General features: G+C 44.6%; 16 protein-coding genes and 1 pseudogene. 8 read left to right on the top strand and 9 right to left on the bottom strand.

Features of this window, described 5'->3' with window-relative positions; all coding sequences use genetic code 11:
• On the bottom strand, window positions 1-343 hold a 343-nt coding region (locus tag C2M36_RS02410; protein ID WP_105253547.1), incomplete at its 3' end, for a phosphotyrosine protein phosphatase.
• 331 nt (window positions 344-674) lie between these two features.
• Here C2M36_RS02410 and C2M36_RS02415 point away from each other — a divergent pair.
• Window positions 675-833: a hypothetical protein gene (locus tag C2M36_RS02415; RefSeq protein ID WP_105253548.1), complete on the top strand. Its 159-nt coding sequence runs from the start codon at window positions 675-677 to the stop codon at window positions 831-833.
• Window position 834: 1 nt separating this feature from the next.
• Entirely contained in the window at window positions 835-957 is a 123-nt protein-coding gene (locus C2M36_RS17050) for a hypothetical protein (RefSeq protein ID WP_267894651.1), read from the top strand.
• 63 nt (window positions 958-1,020) lie between these two features.
• On the opposite strand, the gene C2M36_RS02420 is transcribed toward C2M36_RS17050, so the two are convergent.
• The 4 genes from C2M36_RS02420 to C2M36_RS02435 form a co-directional block, all read right to left on the bottom strand.
• Window positions 1,021-2,427 (bottom strand): hypothetical protein, encoded by a 1,407-nt coding sequence (locus tag C2M36_RS02420; protein ID WP_158678843.1) that lies wholly within the window; start codon window positions 2,425-2,427, stop codon window positions 1,021-1,023.
• A 212-nt stretch (window positions 2,428-2,639) separates the two neighbouring features.
• The gene (locus C2M36_RS02425) at window positions 2,640-3,137 is read right to left on the bottom strand and encodes a V3/V1b-type arginine vasotocin receptor (RefSeq protein WP_105253550.1); all 498 of its coding nucleotides are present in this window, start codon (window positions 3,135-3,137) and stop codon (window positions 2,640-2,642) included.
• 95 nt (window positions 3,138-3,232) lie between these two features.
• On the bottom strand, window positions 3,233-3,922 hold the full coding sequence (locus tag C2M36_RS02430) for a hypothetical protein (protein ID WP_105253551.1): 690 nt from the start codon (window positions 3,920-3,922) through the stop codon (window positions 3,233-3,235).
• 86 nt (window positions 3,923-4,008) lie between these two features.
• Complete coding sequence (locus C2M36_RS02435) at window positions 4,009-4,506, bottom strand: hypothetical protein (protein WP_105253552.1); 498 nt, start codon at window positions 4,504-4,506, stop codon at window positions 4,009-4,011.
• A gap of 625 nt (window positions 4,507-5,131) precedes the next feature.
• Between C2M36_RS02435 and C2M36_RS02440 the strand changes: the two genes are divergently transcribed.
• From C2M36_RS02440 to C2M36_RS02460, 5 genes are all read left to right on the top strand, one after another.
• On the top strand, window positions 5,132-5,782 hold the full coding sequence (locus tag C2M36_RS02440) for a TnsA endonuclease N-terminal domain-containing protein (protein ID WP_105253553.1): 651 nt from the start codon (window positions 5,132-5,134) through the stop codon (window positions 5,780-5,782).
• On the top strand, window positions 5,779-7,773 hold the full coding sequence (locus C2M36_RS02445) for an integrase core domain-containing protein (RefSeq protein WP_105253554.1): 1,995 nt from the start codon (window positions 5,779-5,781) through the stop codon (window positions 7,771-7,773). The genes C2M36_RS02440 and C2M36_RS02445 overlap by 4 nt, the downstream gene beginning before the upstream one ends.
• An 8-nt stretch (window positions 7,774-7,781) precedes the next feature.
• On the top strand, window positions 7,782-8,732 hold the full coding sequence (locus C2M36_RS02450) for a TniB family NTP-binding protein (RefSeq protein WP_105253555.1): 951 nt from the start codon (window positions 7,782-7,784) through the stop codon (window positions 8,730-8,732).
• Complete coding sequence (locus tag C2M36_RS02455; RefSeq protein ID WP_105253556.1) at window positions 8,725-10,371, top strand: TniQ family protein; 1,647 nt, start codon at window positions 8,725-8,727, stop codon at window positions 10,369-10,371. The genes C2M36_RS02450 and C2M36_RS02455 overlap by 8 nt, the downstream gene beginning before the upstream one ends.
• Before the next feature lie 480 nt (window positions 10,372-10,851).
• A complete protein-coding gene (locus tag C2M36_RS02460) occupies window positions 10,852-11,220 on the top strand; it encodes an STAS/SEC14 domain-containing protein (protein WP_105188080.1) in 369 nt (122 codons plus the stop codon).
• Here C2M36_RS02460 and C2M36_RS02465 read toward each other — a convergent pair.
• Window positions 11,217-11,747 carry a DUF924 family protein gene (locus tag C2M36_RS02465; RefSeq protein ID WP_105253557.1) on the bottom strand — a complete coding sequence of 177 codons (531 nt, stop codon included), beginning with the start codon at window positions 11,745-11,747 and terminating at the stop codon, window positions 11,217-11,219. The two genes, C2M36_RS02460 and C2M36_RS02465, sit on opposite strands and share 4 nt — an antisense overlap.
• 248 nt (window positions 11,748-11,995) lie before the next feature.
• Here C2M36_RS02465 and C2M36_RS02470 point away from each other — a divergent pair, with 248 nt between their 5' ends.
• Complete coding sequence (locus tag C2M36_RS02470; RefSeq protein ID WP_105253558.1) at window positions 11,996-12,526, top strand: PaaI family thioesterase; 531 nt, start codon at window positions 11,996-11,998, stop codon at window positions 12,524-12,526.
• Window positions 12,527-13,067: 541 nt separating this feature from the next.
• On the opposite strand, the gene C2M36_RS16875 is transcribed toward C2M36_RS02470, so the two are convergent.
• The 3 genes and pseudogenes from C2M36_RS16875 to C2M36_RS02480 form a co-directional block, all read right to left on the bottom strand.
• The gene (locus tag C2M36_RS16875; RefSeq protein WP_199883003.1) at window positions 13,068-13,466 is read right to left on the bottom strand and encodes a hypothetical protein; all 399 of its coding nucleotides are present in this window, start codon (window positions 13,464-13,466) and stop codon (window positions 13,068-13,070) included.
• Window positions 13,467-13,566: 100 nt separating this feature from the next.
• Window positions 13,567-13,893: a DUF6572 domain-containing protein gene (locus tag C2M36_RS02475; RefSeq protein WP_105253559.1), complete on the bottom strand. Its 327-nt coding sequence runs from the start codon at window positions 13,891-13,893 to the stop codon at window positions 13,567-13,569.
• Window positions 13,894-14,793: 900 nt separating this feature from the next.
• Window positions 14,794-14,864: pseudogene (locus tag C2M36_RS02480) on the bottom strand (elongation factor Tu); the annotation flags it as partial.

The raw sequence follows: 14,864 nt of genomic DNA on the forward strand, positions 1-14,864 counted from the left end.
TCCCTTTTATTAGCTCCCTAAGTGGCAAACGCTCTAACAAAAGTAACACCAGCTCACGTTGGAAGTATTGATAGTTATCAGGGATATCCAAGTTGGTGATCTTAGCCAGGTGAACGTCACCAGTGTATTCTCGAATACGCTCGATATGTTTTGCTTCAAACACATAGATTCTATCAGCCCATTGCAATAGCTCTTCATTACATAAGCGAGAGCCAGCCTTAGCAACATACTTAGCGCTTAGCCCAGCTGAGCGATATTCGTTAATACCATCGGCAGCGCTAAATAACTCTTCGGCTGTTTTGCTGCGCTGGATATTGGCTGTGCATAAGAAAAGAATGTTCATGAGAAGAATACTTCGCTTGCGTTTAAGCCATTATATCAAATTCAAACTGGTCTGCTTAATGAGGCCAGGTAAACATCAATTGTTTCTATCAGATATTTTAGGCTCTTTACTGCAGCTCTTCTAAGAAGCCTGTTCACACTCAGGTTTGGGCTAGAACCTTATCTAATACTGCATAGCCTATTTTGATTCTGTATCCATCTACCCTTTAAGACTGAAATCCTTTTCAAAAACTTATACCAAAAGCCCCCCGTCCCACAGTGAACTAACCATGACATTATTCGTGATGCTGAGCTAATGCTCAGCTTTCATTAAACAAATTAGGAGAATAGATATGGCAAAAAAAACAAGCACCAAAATGACACCGGAAGCAGCAGCTCGCATTCAAAGCGCGACTGCAAAGCAAAACTCTGGTGTGGTGCCGAAAGGTAGCTTTGCTGCAAAAGCACAAAGCATAGCTGCTAAAAACTCAACTAGTAAAGGAGAGAAATAATATGTCTCAGCTTGATGATGATAACCGTAGTCGCCAACTCAATCCTGAGCATGACGCCTATTGGCAAAGTCGTGGCGAAGACGAACGGCCTGAAGACTGGCAAGAACGCCTGGATGATGAATAGCAATCATCATTGGCAGTAGGCGCGTGTCAGAGATATATAGCTTGGGTATCAACTGTGCCCAAGCTATTTTCTCATTTGGCTTGATAGATGGTGGTGATAGTACTCTTTATAACGTCCTATAGCATTAAACAGACCTTCGAATGCTTGCTCGTTATCTTTGAGCTCACTAGTTTTTTGAAACTCTTCAGACCAATGCTTTACCGTGTTATCGATATGCAAACTCATTAGCAACAATAAAGCGACAGGGAAACTATCGCCCCCTAATCTAAAGTGATTAGCGATATTGTTAATAAACTTTTCTAGTTGTTCAAATCTGGGAGTTTCTTTACCACTTCTCCATGATTTGAGCTTCTTGTAATGTCGCTCATAATCAGACTCTTGAGAAGGGCTACCAGAATGACCCATAGGGATGAGCATTGCCATTTGTCGCTGGCTAAGCTCTCCATGCCGCTTAGAAATGGCTCTGCGTAAAGCCTCCAACAACTCACCAAAACAAGTCCATTTGTAGTCTTCGAGGTTGCTATTGGCGACATAATTCGTTACCGCTTCATAGAGTAGGCCTGGCTTATCCTCAAGTTCTTCTTTTTTTTCCCTATATGTTAATACACAGCCTACTTCGTAACTGGCAAACAAATGGAAGTAGAAATCTAAATGAATATGTATAAAAGATATAATGAACTCTGTGACAGGTTTAGTTCCTACTATTTTGTTCCCACTTTCAATCAATTCAATTTTTTCAATAAAGTTTATCCATTGAACTTCAGGCACCAACGTATGTCGTTTCCAGTATGGCAACATCAACTTCATAAGAGCGATGGAGTCATCCTCTTTGACCTGACCAGCCCCAACTTGCTTGCGGATATCAGTAACCATCTCAACCTCGGCTTCTAATCGTCGCAACAAGAAATTTATTTGGGGCTCCTGCTCTGGCATAGCCACCTCAACTCCACTTAACGCGAACTCTGTTCTAAAACCAGCTAAAAGCGAGCCCCAAGCTGCGGTGTTATAAGCACCCTGGCTACCCTTTTCCACTATTCCCCAAGAGTCACGATTAATATTCTGTAGACCCTTACTCAACAAAGGACGTAACCAAGGAGATAATTTTTTAGCTGTACGGTAAGAGACACCTTTTTTGTTGAACAAGGCCTTCTTATTTGAGTCCCCTATTGGAATTTTTTCTCCCGAATCTTGCTCAAAGTACTGTATCAAAGACTTCATGCTTAATCCGAAGACGAATTGTGCAGTATCAAATGGTGAGGGTAGAAAGAAATTACGTTTTCCTTGATTACTAAAACTGAACGTTTCGCCCGTCCCCTTCATTTCCTCTATATATACATCGAAGGTATTCAGAAATTCTTCTCTAAAATCGTGTGGCTCTTTTTCACTGTTGTTGCAAAGGCCGTCGCTTACCAATGTACTGCTTTCTTTCTCCATTTGATGTTGAGTTTTTGTAGGCATCCCATTACTCACGTCATACTCTCCTTGTAAGATGGTAAAATTTTTCAGGTGTATTGAATCATTGGCATCTTTTTCATATTTGCATAACTGGCCTGGTGGTCAGCTCAGTGCCAATAACCGCCATTCGACTACTAATCACCAATGCTTCATACTTTGATAAAGCAGACTCTTGGTAACGCCCAAAGCAGCGATCGCCACTTTTTTGCGTCCGCTGCCTTTGCTTGTTAGTTGTTTGTGCTTTCAACTTGAGCAGGCTCTTTTGGTTTTAAAGCGCTATATATTTTATTTGCAGTTTCTTCTGGAACATGAGCGATATTCTTTGGGTCACTGGAATCTTTTAACCAGTTTCTCGCTTCCAGCATACAGTTGAAGGTGAACCAAGCTGCCGCGACATAAAGCCAATTTCCTTGAACTATTGAATTTATGCCAAAGAAGAACACCATAATCAATATACCTAACATCACCCAACGTGCAGCCAAAAGTAACGCTATTGACGCGCCAAAGCTAGCGTACTGAATATTCCCAGAGCGGACATACTCCTTATGAAGCACGTGTTTATGGACGTCTAACTCTGAATAGACTTCCATAAATTCAGAGCCGCTAGACTTTGCCTTCTTATATGCTTTCTGGACTAACCAAGAACTTACAGAGAAAACAGCTGCACCAAGTATGCTTTGGTGAAACGAAGACAGTTCATTTATCCATGTGTAAATTAAATCCATAGTTCATTCCGTGTGTGTACAACTAACGTCGCGTTAAGTAGTGAGCAACAATGCCACTAAACCTAACCTATTGTGCCGTAAACACTAAATTCAAATCAAACCGAGGACGCCGAACGTTGCGAATCTTTCTTAAACGCTTTGTTATGCATAATTTCGCGTACAGCATCAACTAGACCATAGACCAGCAATGAATCTTGGACTCTTGCCTCAGGATGAGCAAACATGATTACTGCCTTGCCTTTAGTGTTTAAAAACCAACTAATTCCCCTACTTGTCCTGTACACTTTCGTTTTATCGAGCTCTAAAGCCCAACGAAGATCCCACCCTGTACCACAGCACACCGTTATGTCGGGGTTATATAATGAATATTGCTTTTGTATGTACTCTTTGTCTTCAGCTACCACTTTGTTGAAACTTGCTTTTATAGTTGTATGCCCGCCCGGTGATTTTTTGAGATTCATGGCACAAATTGATTTTAAAGTGTCCTTTCGCTCATCTTCTGTAATATTAGCAAGTTCAGACCAGCTAACATCTGTATCAAGTTTCGAAATACACTTAACCCAGCGCGAAATGTTATCCCAAGTCTGCCAACGCGCACCGCCGCGAATAAACTGCCTGAGATCCCAACCTCCACCACCTTCGTCATTGACTTCCTTGAGGACAAAACACAGCTTTAGCGAAGAGTTGATATAGTGTTCTTCCGACACTACACCATCAACGACAAAGCCTTCTCGCTTACCTATCCAACTGTTGAATAAATTTGTTTCTTCTTCGTAAATGCTCATATGCCTCCATTATGCATAACAGGCTATCAGTAAGACCTTACAAAGTAGCATACCTTGCAAGGTTGGAATCTTCTACTGTCCGGTTTTCATTCAAAGCCACCAGCTTTATCACACCTCTTCGAGCCCAGGCAAAATGCCAGCCCCTCACTTATCCCGCGCTGTTTTGGTGTGTGGCTACATGTGAGTAAAGGACTCCTGCGTCGGACCGTTGAAGTGGCAAACAGTTTGTTTTGCCTAACCGTGCTCTCGCAGTCGAGTTGATGTTGCTTTAATGCAGCAAACACAATCGTCAAGGGGGACTTGAATACGGTGAGACCTCGGGGGTGGACGTTTCGACGTATATCCTTGTAGCTTAACTCCATCACACTCTCAAAAAAGCTATCCGGATGAATAAGTAACAGGCGACAGACTCTATCCAGCCGTTTTAACAGCTCACTGTCATATTGCCAATTTGTCTGGTGTAGCTTTTTAGCCTGGTGAGTTTCAACCTGCTTTCTTAGAATGTTGTCTGAATTGCTTTTTGCATTGCCGTGGGTAATCACTTTTTCTATAGCGGCTACCTCATGAGCCAAAAATCTGTTCATCCAAAATGCTTTTTTATTCCTAACTCCTCGCAAAGCTTGATAAATTTTTCATAAATACCCCTATCTACCGAAAATTTCCGATGCTTTACCGCAAAACTTAACCACCTGTTTTTATTGGAAAAAACATTTCCTTACAAAATAATTTAAAAAAAGCTTCAAACTGCGTAACTGGGTGTCTTTGCTATCAAATCTATCAATCGCTCAATTTCAAAAAACCAGCATTTACTTTAAAAAAGTGAACCACGTGGTGAACAATTATCTTGCTAAAACAAATCGTTACGCGAACCGAAAACAAGTACATCGTAATTTTTAGCCCTTAACTTTCAAGAACTTGCGCTCAAACTAAAAAAGCTGTCAAACTGAATAAGAGTTCCGGAGGCCACACGGCTTCATAGTCATAGTTTGCGCAAAGGGAGTTGCCTATTTAATGAGCATAACCTTTAATTATGAGCTATAACTTTTATTGTGCAAGAAAACGAAGGGAAGGCACTGAGCTTTTTCTTCAAGTTAGCAATATCGAAAATGATGCAGAGTTATTACGTCGAGGTAGCGATAAAACAACAATAAAAACCAGCTTGGTGCAGTTTTGCATTGCAGGATTTCGTCTTACATCGAGGTGCATGTAATGCAACGAAACAGAATGACACTTGAGCGCAAGCTGCCTAGGAGAAGCAGGGTTACTCACCTACACAGATTTTTTTCCTATAAAAATCAAAGCATGATTTTTTGCGAGAGCGCAATGGAAGCGCATGCAGCCCTGCTGCTTGAATTCGACAACAGCGTAGTACGCTATACCTCACAACCCTTCACCACTCACTATCAGCTCAATGGCAGAGCCTCACGCTATACACCTGACTTTTTAATTAAGCTGACCTCCGGCGAGTTTAAAAGCCTCGAGATAAAGCCCAGCAACAAGCTCAATACACTGCGACTTACTGACAAGTTTGCTGTGTTAAAGCAGCATTTTTCAGAGGAGCTCTACCACCCGCTGGAGCTGATAACTGACAAAGATATCTATCGCGGTACCAACATCAACAACTACCAAAAGTTATACGGGTTCCGTCAGCTTCCGCTCACCCCTTCAGAGCAAACTCGATTCATTGAAATAGACGCAGATACTGTGACCCTTTGCGAGCTAATCACAATCTTGTCCAATCACAGTGATACTCCCTATTGCGATGCGATGAAGCTCCTTGCACATGACCTGTTCGCGTGGCCTTGCACAAAGCCTCTCATCGGTAGTTCTCTACTAACCAAAGTAGGGGTGGCTTCATGAGCGCAACCGTATTGCAAGAAGGTCAAAAGCTCATGTATCGCGATACTATGGCGACCGTTAAAACAATTGATAGAGAATCAATCGTCTTAGAGCTTCATAACGGCTGTAAGCAGTTTACGCTGAGCCAATACCAAAAAGCAGTGACCCAGGGTTACATCAAAGAGGCGCCCGCCACTTTTGTCCTCGGTGAATTAAAACCCCTCTTGAGCGAAGACGAGCTCTTTCTCGCGCAGCGATACAGCGATTACCTTTCCCCTCTCAAATACATGCAAGCGAACCGATCCTTAGAACGCATCGCGAAAGTCATCGAGACTGTCGCCCTCAAACGAGGTGATACTGGTAAAAACAAACCCTCAGCAATTACGGTATACCACTGGCTAGTAGACGCAGAGACAAAATGGAACTTCGACTACGTTGCGATGGTGAATGCCAAAAAGCGCAAACCTGGATGGCGAGTGAGTGATGAATGCCGCGATCTATTTTTCGAGATAATTGATAGATTCTACCTTAAATCGATAAAACCAGGTCCTGACCGAGGACTGAGCAAATCAGAGTGTTGGCTGGAGTTTCGACAAGCGCAAGAAAAGTTATTAGCAGGCCTCTCAACAGAAGAAAGAGCTAGCTACAAAGGCATGAAACGCTCGAGCTTTATGGACAAACTGAATCAACTAGACCCTGTTGAAGTATGCATTGCCAGAGAAGGGTATGATAAAGCTCGTAGAATGTTCAGGGGCTCTGCTCACCACATCGTTGCAGAACGGCCTCTAGAGCTGGTGCAAATAGATGCTGTTCACATTAATGTCGGGTTATTGGATTGCGATGGAAACTTCGTCGGTATGCCTGTCATTTTCTTTGCAATTGATGTGTTCACCCGCACGATTTTAGGCTACGTCATCTCTTACGCTCACAAACGCAGAGAAGATATGTGCTCTGCCATCGAGCTATTGAAAGTCTCTATCCAAGAAAAGCAAAAGCCCGCCCACACTAAACATGGCTGGCCGCTGCACGGCAAGATTGAAACTGTTCAATATGATTCTGGCGTCTTCAGCTCAAAATTAATGAGCTCTTATCTATTGCACATTGGAGTTAATGGCCGCCAAACACAGCCTAGAAGCCCATGGCAAAATGCTTTTATAGAACGGTTTCATCGCACCTTTAGAGAGTCTTGCTGCACATTCATTCCTGGCTATGAAGGCAGCCGCAATAGTGAAAAGAAAGACTCTACGCCTATTAAGCAATCTGCGGCAATCACTGAAATTGAGTTTAAACGCATAGTAGAAACATTCATCCTAGATAAATATCACCAGCGTCCTCACGGTGGATTAGGGCAATGTACACCTGCGGACATGGCTGAAAATTTTCGCGCCTTAGTCCCCCCGCTTTCCCCTGACGATATTCGCAAGCTTGACCTCTTCCATGGAGTTGAAACTGAATTTACGATTCAAGCGCATAAGGGCATTGTCAAAAATAACATTTGGTATCACGACAAGGCTGAGTCAATCCGCAACCCAAGCAAGCTGGTTAAAATTTATAACAAGCACCATGCCACAGGTAAGCAAGTAAAAGTAAAAGGGTACTCTTCACGAGCTGATGTTTCAGCTATCTCAGTAATTGATCCAGATACGGGTGAACTGTTTAAAGTCCCATCCACCTTATACGACGAGCCAATTTCATTGTCTCAACATCAGGCCAGAACCAAGGCAGGAGGAAAAATAGATCCAGCGACAGCGGTAAATATGATGTCCCCACAACTACAGAGCTATGAAACTAACGATGAAGTAGATGGTGATCCACACCAGCCATTCCTGCCTACTTCAAGTGCCACCTCGACTCAGAGTATGCCGCCTGTGACCCAAAATGAGCTCGAGCAATGCATTACTGACAATGCCGCAGGGCAAAACATGCCTCCTGCACTGGCTCAGCCAGATAACACCGAAAAACCAGCTCCCCCTTTAATAGTTAAGAAGAACGTTAAACCACTTAAAATGTAAGGAAGTCCATGACGATTGGCGAAGTGTCACATGACGCAAATAATTTGGCGAAGCTGTATTGTATGTCTGGTAAATACAAGGCAGCTGAGAAGTCCCTTTTGCATACAATAAAATACCGCTCTTTTGAAACGGGTGGTGCCTTATTGTTGGGTGAGCCAGGTATCGGCAAGACATCACTAGCTAAGAAATTTTTAGAAGAGCATCATCAGGATCCGCTTCCAGAGCACAACAATGTATTTGGTATCTATGTTGAAGTTCCTGGCGGCACTTTGAATGGACTCCATAGTGAGATTCTCAGAGCGCTGGGCGATGAGAACTTCAACGAAGGGAAGCTCGATCAGAAAAAGCGACGGATCATAAAGCTGGTCAATGCCATGGATGTGAAGGTGATCTTTTTAGATGAAGTGCAAGTAGCGCTGCCATCAAGCGGCGTCATGCCCTCCTCTAAATTCATCAAAGACATTAAGGAGCTCATCAACGGAACCCGTTGCAGCTGGGTTTTATGTGGCACACCTGAAGCTAGAGATATTCGAGATGTGGATGAGCAACTTAAAAGTAGGTTCCCTAAGGTCATTGAATTAGATAACTTTTCATTTAAGGGCTACGACAACAAGGTCGATTTTATTGCGATTCTATTCGACTTCCTCTCCACCATGCCGCGAAAATTCCCGCTGTTTAAATGCCTAAATGACTCTTTAGTCGATGAGGGGATCGGCTACTTCAAAGAAGTGGATTACTCAAATGTATTGCGGTTGCTGTGTGCCACTAACGGAAGCCTCAGACGATTAAAGCTTATCCTTATGGATTGCCTGGAGCGCACGGATATCGACGACGAATTAACTAAAGAGATTTTTGCAGAGGCCTACGCCGAGTGTTTCCAAGGAGAAGCCATCAATCCATTCACTGCGGATATGGGGACGGTGAAAAAATTACTCATAGCGAGGGATCTGTATGCCTAACCAACTAGTGATCAGGCCTCGCCCAAATCAAGGGGAAAACCTATTGGGATTTCTCCTGCGTCTGGCGAATGAAAATGGCTATTACCGCCACGGTGCCATTTTTAAAGTGCTTGGACTGAAGCCCCAAAAAGGAGCCTTCAATGTATCAAGTGCGCGTTTCAACGAATTTATGGCTGCATTAGCTCACGCCTTGTGTATGGGGACCAACACACTCAAATCCTTATTTTTGCCGACGCATATCGACGACGATCTGCCTTTATCCACCGTCAAGAGCGCACTGTGTCCTACGCTTCATATCTGCAGCACTTGTCTCAGTGGTAAAGATGGGTTTATCCGACATGATTGGCAGAAATGTCACGTCACTCATTGCCAGCGACATAAAGTAGCCTTGATTGATGCTTGCCCTAGTTGCCTCCAAAGCTTGCAGTGGAATGCTGACATATTTGATGGGTGCTCTCATTGCGGATTACGCTGGCATGACTATTGTGCGTTACCTCACCCTTCAATCCCTTCTTATCAATCATATGTAGAGACGTTGCAAGGGGATAAAAAGCAGACCTATCTAGAAGCACTATACTCGGCAGCGCTTATGATTAACAAACCATACCGTTTTTCGAATGACTCTATCGGCTCTTGGAGATTTAACAACAACGAATCTCAAGACCTGTTCAACAAAGGGTATTGGCTACTTGCATCGAAAGAGCACCAAGTTCAGTTCTTTAACGCTCTGCAGCGCTCACTGCGAGACAGTACAACGGCTATTTCTACATCTACGCTCAAATCACTATCCCACCCAATAAAGCAGTTGCCCAATTTACAACTCCCTGCAGCAGCTTTTACTGTGAATATAGACACGCTGCTGCCCTGTAAGGTGTTTTGCTCCTTGAGTGATGTCCAAGCAAGCAAACTCCTAGGTATCACCCCAGCAGAGCTCAATCAATTAGCACGACAAGACGTTATTTCTGCTGCGATTAATAACAAGATGTACACCTACAACCTAGAGCATGTTGATGACTTTCTAGGAACGCTTTTAAACAAGGCTCGATTATCCACCGGAGCAAAGTCTCAGGATTGGTTACCACTCAGTGAATTGGCTATGGAGTCCCAACAATTCTTTTTTAATTTTGGTGAGGCCATTGAGCTTATTTTGAAAGAGAACATTCCCCTGTTTCAGCGGACCACAACACGCTCACTCAAAGAACTTTATGTTTCTAAGAGTGCAATTTACAGTCTGCTAGCTGAGCATGAGCACTCTCAATTCAACCGCCTCTTTTCGCAATCTGAATTAAGGGCATACTTTTGTGTTCAACAGATAAAAATTGATGCTTTAGCCACTTTGTTTGCCTGGGAAAAAGTATGTGTAAACAGAACCTGGGGACAATACACTCACAAAAGCATTCGGGAGTTTATCGATAGTTACCTTTTGTTGGATAAATGGTGCAAGAGCCGCCCTTATCCTAAAGCAACACTCTTTAACTACCTTAAGAGTCAGGGGGTTTTGCCCGTGGAAGGGCATGATGCATATCAGACCAAATTGCACGTCTTCGAAAAGTCAGAAAAGCTGATGGGCAGCATTGCGCTTTTTGAACAATGCTGGCGTAAGTCAAAGCAGCCTTACTTAGAGGTTGAGCCACATTAACACCTAAAATTCATACACCTACAGTGATGAGCGACATTCTCCAGCCAACTCCGTCCGCCTAAAAACGTCACTCCACCAAAAGAGTGTTGCGCTCATTGAAGCCCAACACTCTTTTTTATTTCTTGCTCAAAGTGGCTTAATCCAATTTTTTCTTATACCCTGTAAGGATCACCGTATAACAGGCATACATTTTTATGTAAGCTTATAATTTCACTGAACTTATAGTTTAGTGCTGAGGTGGATTTTTTGCGCGAAATTTACTCTTAAAGTGGATCAGTCAAAAAACTCCTCTTGGACACCTCCCCGTAACCCACTGTTTTTACTAAGTATAGAAGTTTCTCCTTAAATTAAACGCCACACATTCTTGTGAACTTAGCCTTTGCCTTTATCACCGACTGCGCAAACCCATAAAAAGCGCCTAAAGTTATATAGGAAGGCGATCTCGCATCGATGCATTTACAACAATAGAAGGAACCCAATATGCTCTGTATCAGCCTAGATGACGAACATGATATTGGCGTCTTTACCCCCCACGGCCAGCTTTCTGCGGCCGACTTTGTGGCGGCGGTGCGCATCATTGACCCTTATATTGAGCGCCGCGGCCCCTTAAAAGGCCTGATGATAGCCACCCGGCACTTCCCCGGCTGGGATTCATTTGCGGCGCTCTCTGCACACCTGCGTTTTGCACGCGACCACCATAAGCAGATTGGCAGGATAGCCCTGGTCACAGACTCGCCCATGGCCATGCTCGGCGAGCATTTGGCGGCGCACTTTATCAGCGCCGAGATCAAGGCCTTTAAATACGACCAGATAGAGCAGGCCCGAGCCTGGCTGCGCGAGACCCATTAAAAGCCGCTGTTGGGCTGCTCTAAAAATGCCAGCTCCTCGGGTGTCGACTGGCGCCCGAGCAGGGCATTACGATGTGGGTAGCGCCCAAAGCGGTCGATAATCGCCTTGTGCTCCAGCTCATAGGCATAGTTATCCAAAGGCCGAAAGAGATGCTCGGCAAGCACATGAATGGCCGCGCTTTCGCTGTGCATATAGGGCATGTATAAAAAGGTGCGCTCCTGCTCGCTCAACAGCAGGTCGTAGCCCTTGCCCACGGCATGTTGCGCCAGGCACAGGGCCAAGGGATCATAGGCAAAGGCCCCGGCGGTGCCGCGAAACATATTTCGCGAGAATTGATCGAGCACGATAATTTCACAAAGCGCGCCATGGGCACTGCTACGCCAATGATAGAGCTCCCCCCGACTGGCGGCGCGGTGCGTCTTGGCAAACAGCTCGGTAACCCTGGCATCGAAGGTCGCACTCTTTTTAAACCAGTCCTCGCTGTTGCATTGGTTAAACCAGAAATCATACACGGAATGAAAGTCCATAGACCCCCCTCAAAGTTAACACCTAGGCTGCTAATGACAGTCTAGTCAAATCCGGCCCTCAGGTGATGACTATAAAGCCATCTATTTTTGCCCACCGCCCCTGCCCACTGCCGCCCAGCTCTGTTCCTGCGCTGCGCACCGTCGTAAAAGACTTGCAGATGCCCAGGCAAGTGCCGCACTATGTGGACGAACTTGCCAAGCGATGTAAGATAACCCCATTTATAAATGTTGCCGTATAAGGATTCAGTATGAGTGTTCAGAATCACAAAAACGATTTGCCGGTCGCCAAAAAGCCAGACTCAAGTGTCAACAAAAACACCCAAAGTATTTGGGCTCAGGAAATCGATTTTGATCTGTGTCGTAAGCTCGACTTGGGCGTTGGCGCCAAGGGCACGCTGATGACCAAACTCGGCATAGAAATCAGCGAAATCGGCCCGGATTACCTGGTGGCCACCATGCCAATCAGCAACGAGCTCTACAACCCCATCGGCATGGTGCACGGCGGCGCCTATGTGGTACTGGCCGAAACCGTCGCCAGCTACGCCGCCAACTTTGTTGTCGATACCAGCAAATACTACTGCGTCGGCCAAGAGATCAACGCCAACCACCTTAAAGCCTCACGTACTGGCACACTCAAAGCTGTGACCAAACCCGTGCACCTAGGCGGCCGCTCATCGGTGTGGGAGATTAAGATTTACAACAGCGCCGGGGACTTGTGTTGCATTTCAAGGATGACGGCGGCTGTGGTGGAGAAAAGAAGTAAAAGCGCAGGGCTTTAGGGCGGGGTTGTTTACCTGTAGGTCAGACTTCAGTCTGACAATAAATAGGTGACCTTGCGAAAGGCGCTTTGAATTTAGATCTTGTCGCGGTGGCGACGACACCCTGAGATACAAATCACCTTAGGTGCAAGTAACTCGTCCCTGAAGCTGGGTTCCTGTCGGCATCCTTGCCTTCACTTCCTCGTCCTGCGACGATTATCAATCGTCGGTCACTCGTCACCCTTTGGAAACCCCGCGAACCCGTGATTCGCTAATGCTTCCGAACTCGGGTTTTGTTAAACGTTTTGTTTTGCTTTCAACACAGTTTAACGAGGTGTCCTACCTCGGTAAACCTAGCTCGATAGCCCTATCTCGCTGTTTCTAGCACTCTCAACAACAAAAGCCGATTTCTACAGCGCGAATCAAAACGGGAGATCGATACCTGTTAGTTGTGAGGTGTCCGAGAAGGCGCTAAGTGCGAAAAGCGGGCTGTAGGAACGCCCTAATAACAGGCAAAAAATTGTTTGCTAAAATGTTGAGGAACGAAAACAGCAAACTGTTTTTAGTCCTTATTTATTAGCTTGTTAGGCATACTTTGCTTCACTACTAACCAAAATGCAATAGAAGCTGACACACCGACATATGTAAAAAATAACGTAGCTGATATTAAGTTTGGATAATGACCACCCATTAAGTAATCGAAAGGGATTAACAGTGATGGAATTGAACCAACTAATATATACCAGCCAATCGTTTGTTTATGGTAATGCTTTAGCCAAAAATGACTTGGGATTCCCCAAATAACTACAGCTAAAAGGACAATACCAGCCCCCATAACAGATACAAAAATAAACGCGGTAAACTCTGGAGTTGAATTCGCAATCCACATTAAGTAAATAATTGCGTTTGCAAATCCAGTAAATGTAGCAGCCAATGTTGCAATTAGTAGCGATCTATCCATGTATGCCTAACGCCGTAATAAAAGGCACAAAATAGCAGGCTAAAATTAGCGACGAAGGAGCACAAGCCTGCTGTTTTGTGTCCTTTGTTTAATTACTTTGTTAGCTTTCAATAGCATAGCTAAGCTTTATATTGAGCTTTTGTTTTAAAAATAAATGGGCTTTCTCGAAAAACTGAATTGCTGCACCCGATGGCTCAAATTGACAAGCAATCAAGATTGAAATAGCGTCACCATCACATTCAGGAAAGTCACTAAAAATTTGACCTGATTCGACAAAAGCAATGTACGTATTCAACTTTTGCTGCAATACAAGTAAATGTTCTTGTGGGGCTGACCAGTCGAGATGATCTGTGATTACTAAAACTAGATCCTCATAGCCATTACCGTGAATCACTGAATCAATGACACCTGTATCTGTTATCGCCATACTCACCTTGAAAGCTAACATGTTTATAGCGAGCTAATCGCGCGTTTTTCTACCGAAACACTGCTCGCTTTTATGATTGGTCTATTTGTATCAAACAATGTAAGTTGCTGCCACTTTTAGGATTCATTCACTATAAGAATATTGTGTATGGGATAAAAAAGAGCGCTTGGGTCGTTTTCCTGAATATGCACGCAAATTGCGTTATAAACGGTTTATTTGAAAATTATCAACGGCCGCTTCGCTCTAATCGAAGTTACAGTTTGCGTTAACCTAAATTGAAACGCAGGCGTATCAGCCTAATCCCGTTTAAATTCGCGCTGGAGAAATCGGCTTTTGCTGTGAAGCGTGGCTAAGACAGCGAGGCACGATGCCGAGCTAGATTTATCGGCACAGGGAAGTGCCGTTAAATCGTGTCGCAGCCTAAGCGGAGCGTTTAGCAAAAACCTGAGTTCGTAAGCACTGGCGAATTACGGGCGCCTCGGGGTTCCAAGGGGCGGTTGGCGTAAACCGCCCCTTGGTTGGAGTCGCCAACGCGACAAGAACTCACTGTGAAAAGCTGTGGGGAGTTTTAACGGAAGAAGTGAGTATAGAGACGCGATTGACCTTTGAAGTCTGTATGAAGGGTTAGAGGCATTATAAAGGCCGCATAGCGGCCTTTGGTTTGTTTGTAGGAAGCTGAGAGCTTACAAGCAAGGTTGCCTGCATCACCACCCTGCAAGGAATTCGTCCCTGAAGCTTGGTCCCGGCTCGGCATCCGTTGCCTCGCGCTCGAGCCTGAAATAGCTCCACGCTTTCGCTATTTCCGGGCGGCTCTCGCCCCTCACGCCGTGAAGGTGGTCTTCTCAACTTTCAGGCACAAAAAAGGCCGCTAAAAGCGGCCTTTTTTCTCGAGAGTAACTATTACTCTACGATTGATGCTACAACACCAGCACCAACTGTACGACCACCTTCACGGATCGCGAAACGTAGAC

Source organism: Pseudoalteromonas sp. T1lg75 (genome assembly GCF_002964705.1).
GTDB lineage: Bacteria > Pseudomonadota > Gammaproteobacteria > Enterobacterales > Alteromonadaceae > Pseudoalteromonas.

Coding starts and splice junctions, on each gene's coding strand:
- C2M36_RS02440 (WP_105253553.1), top strand. CDS start 5,132: ATGCAACGAAACAGAATGACACTTGAGCGCAAGCTGCCTAGGAGAAGC.
- C2M36_RS02415 (WP_105253548.1), top strand. CDS start 675: ATGGCAAAAAAAACAAGCACCAAAATGACACCGGAAGCAGCAGCTCGC.
- C2M36_RS02450 (WP_105253555.1), top strand. CDS start 7,782: ATGACGATTGGCGAAGTGTCACATGACGCAAATAATTTGGCGAAGCTG.
- C2M36_RS17050 (WP_267894651.1), top strand. CDS start 835: ATGTCTCAGCTTGATGATGATAACCGTAGTCGCCAACTCAATCCTGAG.
- C2M36_RS02465 (WP_105253557.1), bottom strand. CDS start 11,747: ATGGACTTTCATTCCGTGTATGATTTCTGGTTTAACCAATGCAACAGC.
- C2M36_RS02455 (WP_105253556.1), top strand. CDS start 8,725: ATGCCTAACCAACTAGTGATCAGGCCTCGCCCAAATCAAGGGGAAAAC.
- C2M36_RS02445 (WP_105253554.1), top strand. CDS start 5,779: ATGAGCGCAACCGTATTGCAAGAAGGTCAAAAGCTCATGTATCGCGAT.
- C2M36_RS02470 (WP_105253558.1), top strand. CDS start 11,996: ATGAGTGTTCAGAATCACAAAAACGATTTGCCGGTCGCCAAAAAGCCA.
- C2M36_RS02460 (WP_105188080.1), top strand. CDS start 10,852: ATGCTCTGTATCAGCCTAGATGACGAACATGATATTGGCGTCTTTACC.
- C2M36_RS02475 (WP_105253559.1), bottom strand. CDS start 13,893: ATGGCGATAACAGATACAGGTGTCATTGATTCAGTGATTCACGGTAAT.
- C2M36_RS02435 (WP_105253552.1), bottom strand. CDS start 4,506: ATGAACAGATTTTTGGCTCATGAGGTAGCCGCTATAGAAAAAGTGATT.
- C2M36_RS02430 (WP_105253551.1), bottom strand. CDS start 3,922: ATGAGCATTTACGAAGAAGAAACAAATTTATTCAACAGTTGGATAGGT.
- C2M36_RS16875 (WP_199883003.1), bottom strand. CDS start 13,466: ATGGATAGATCGCTACTAATTGCAACATTGGCTGCTACATTTACTGGA.
- C2M36_RS02425 (WP_105253550.1), bottom strand. CDS start 3,137: ATGGATTTAATTTACACATGGATAAATGAACTGTCTTCGTTTCACCAA.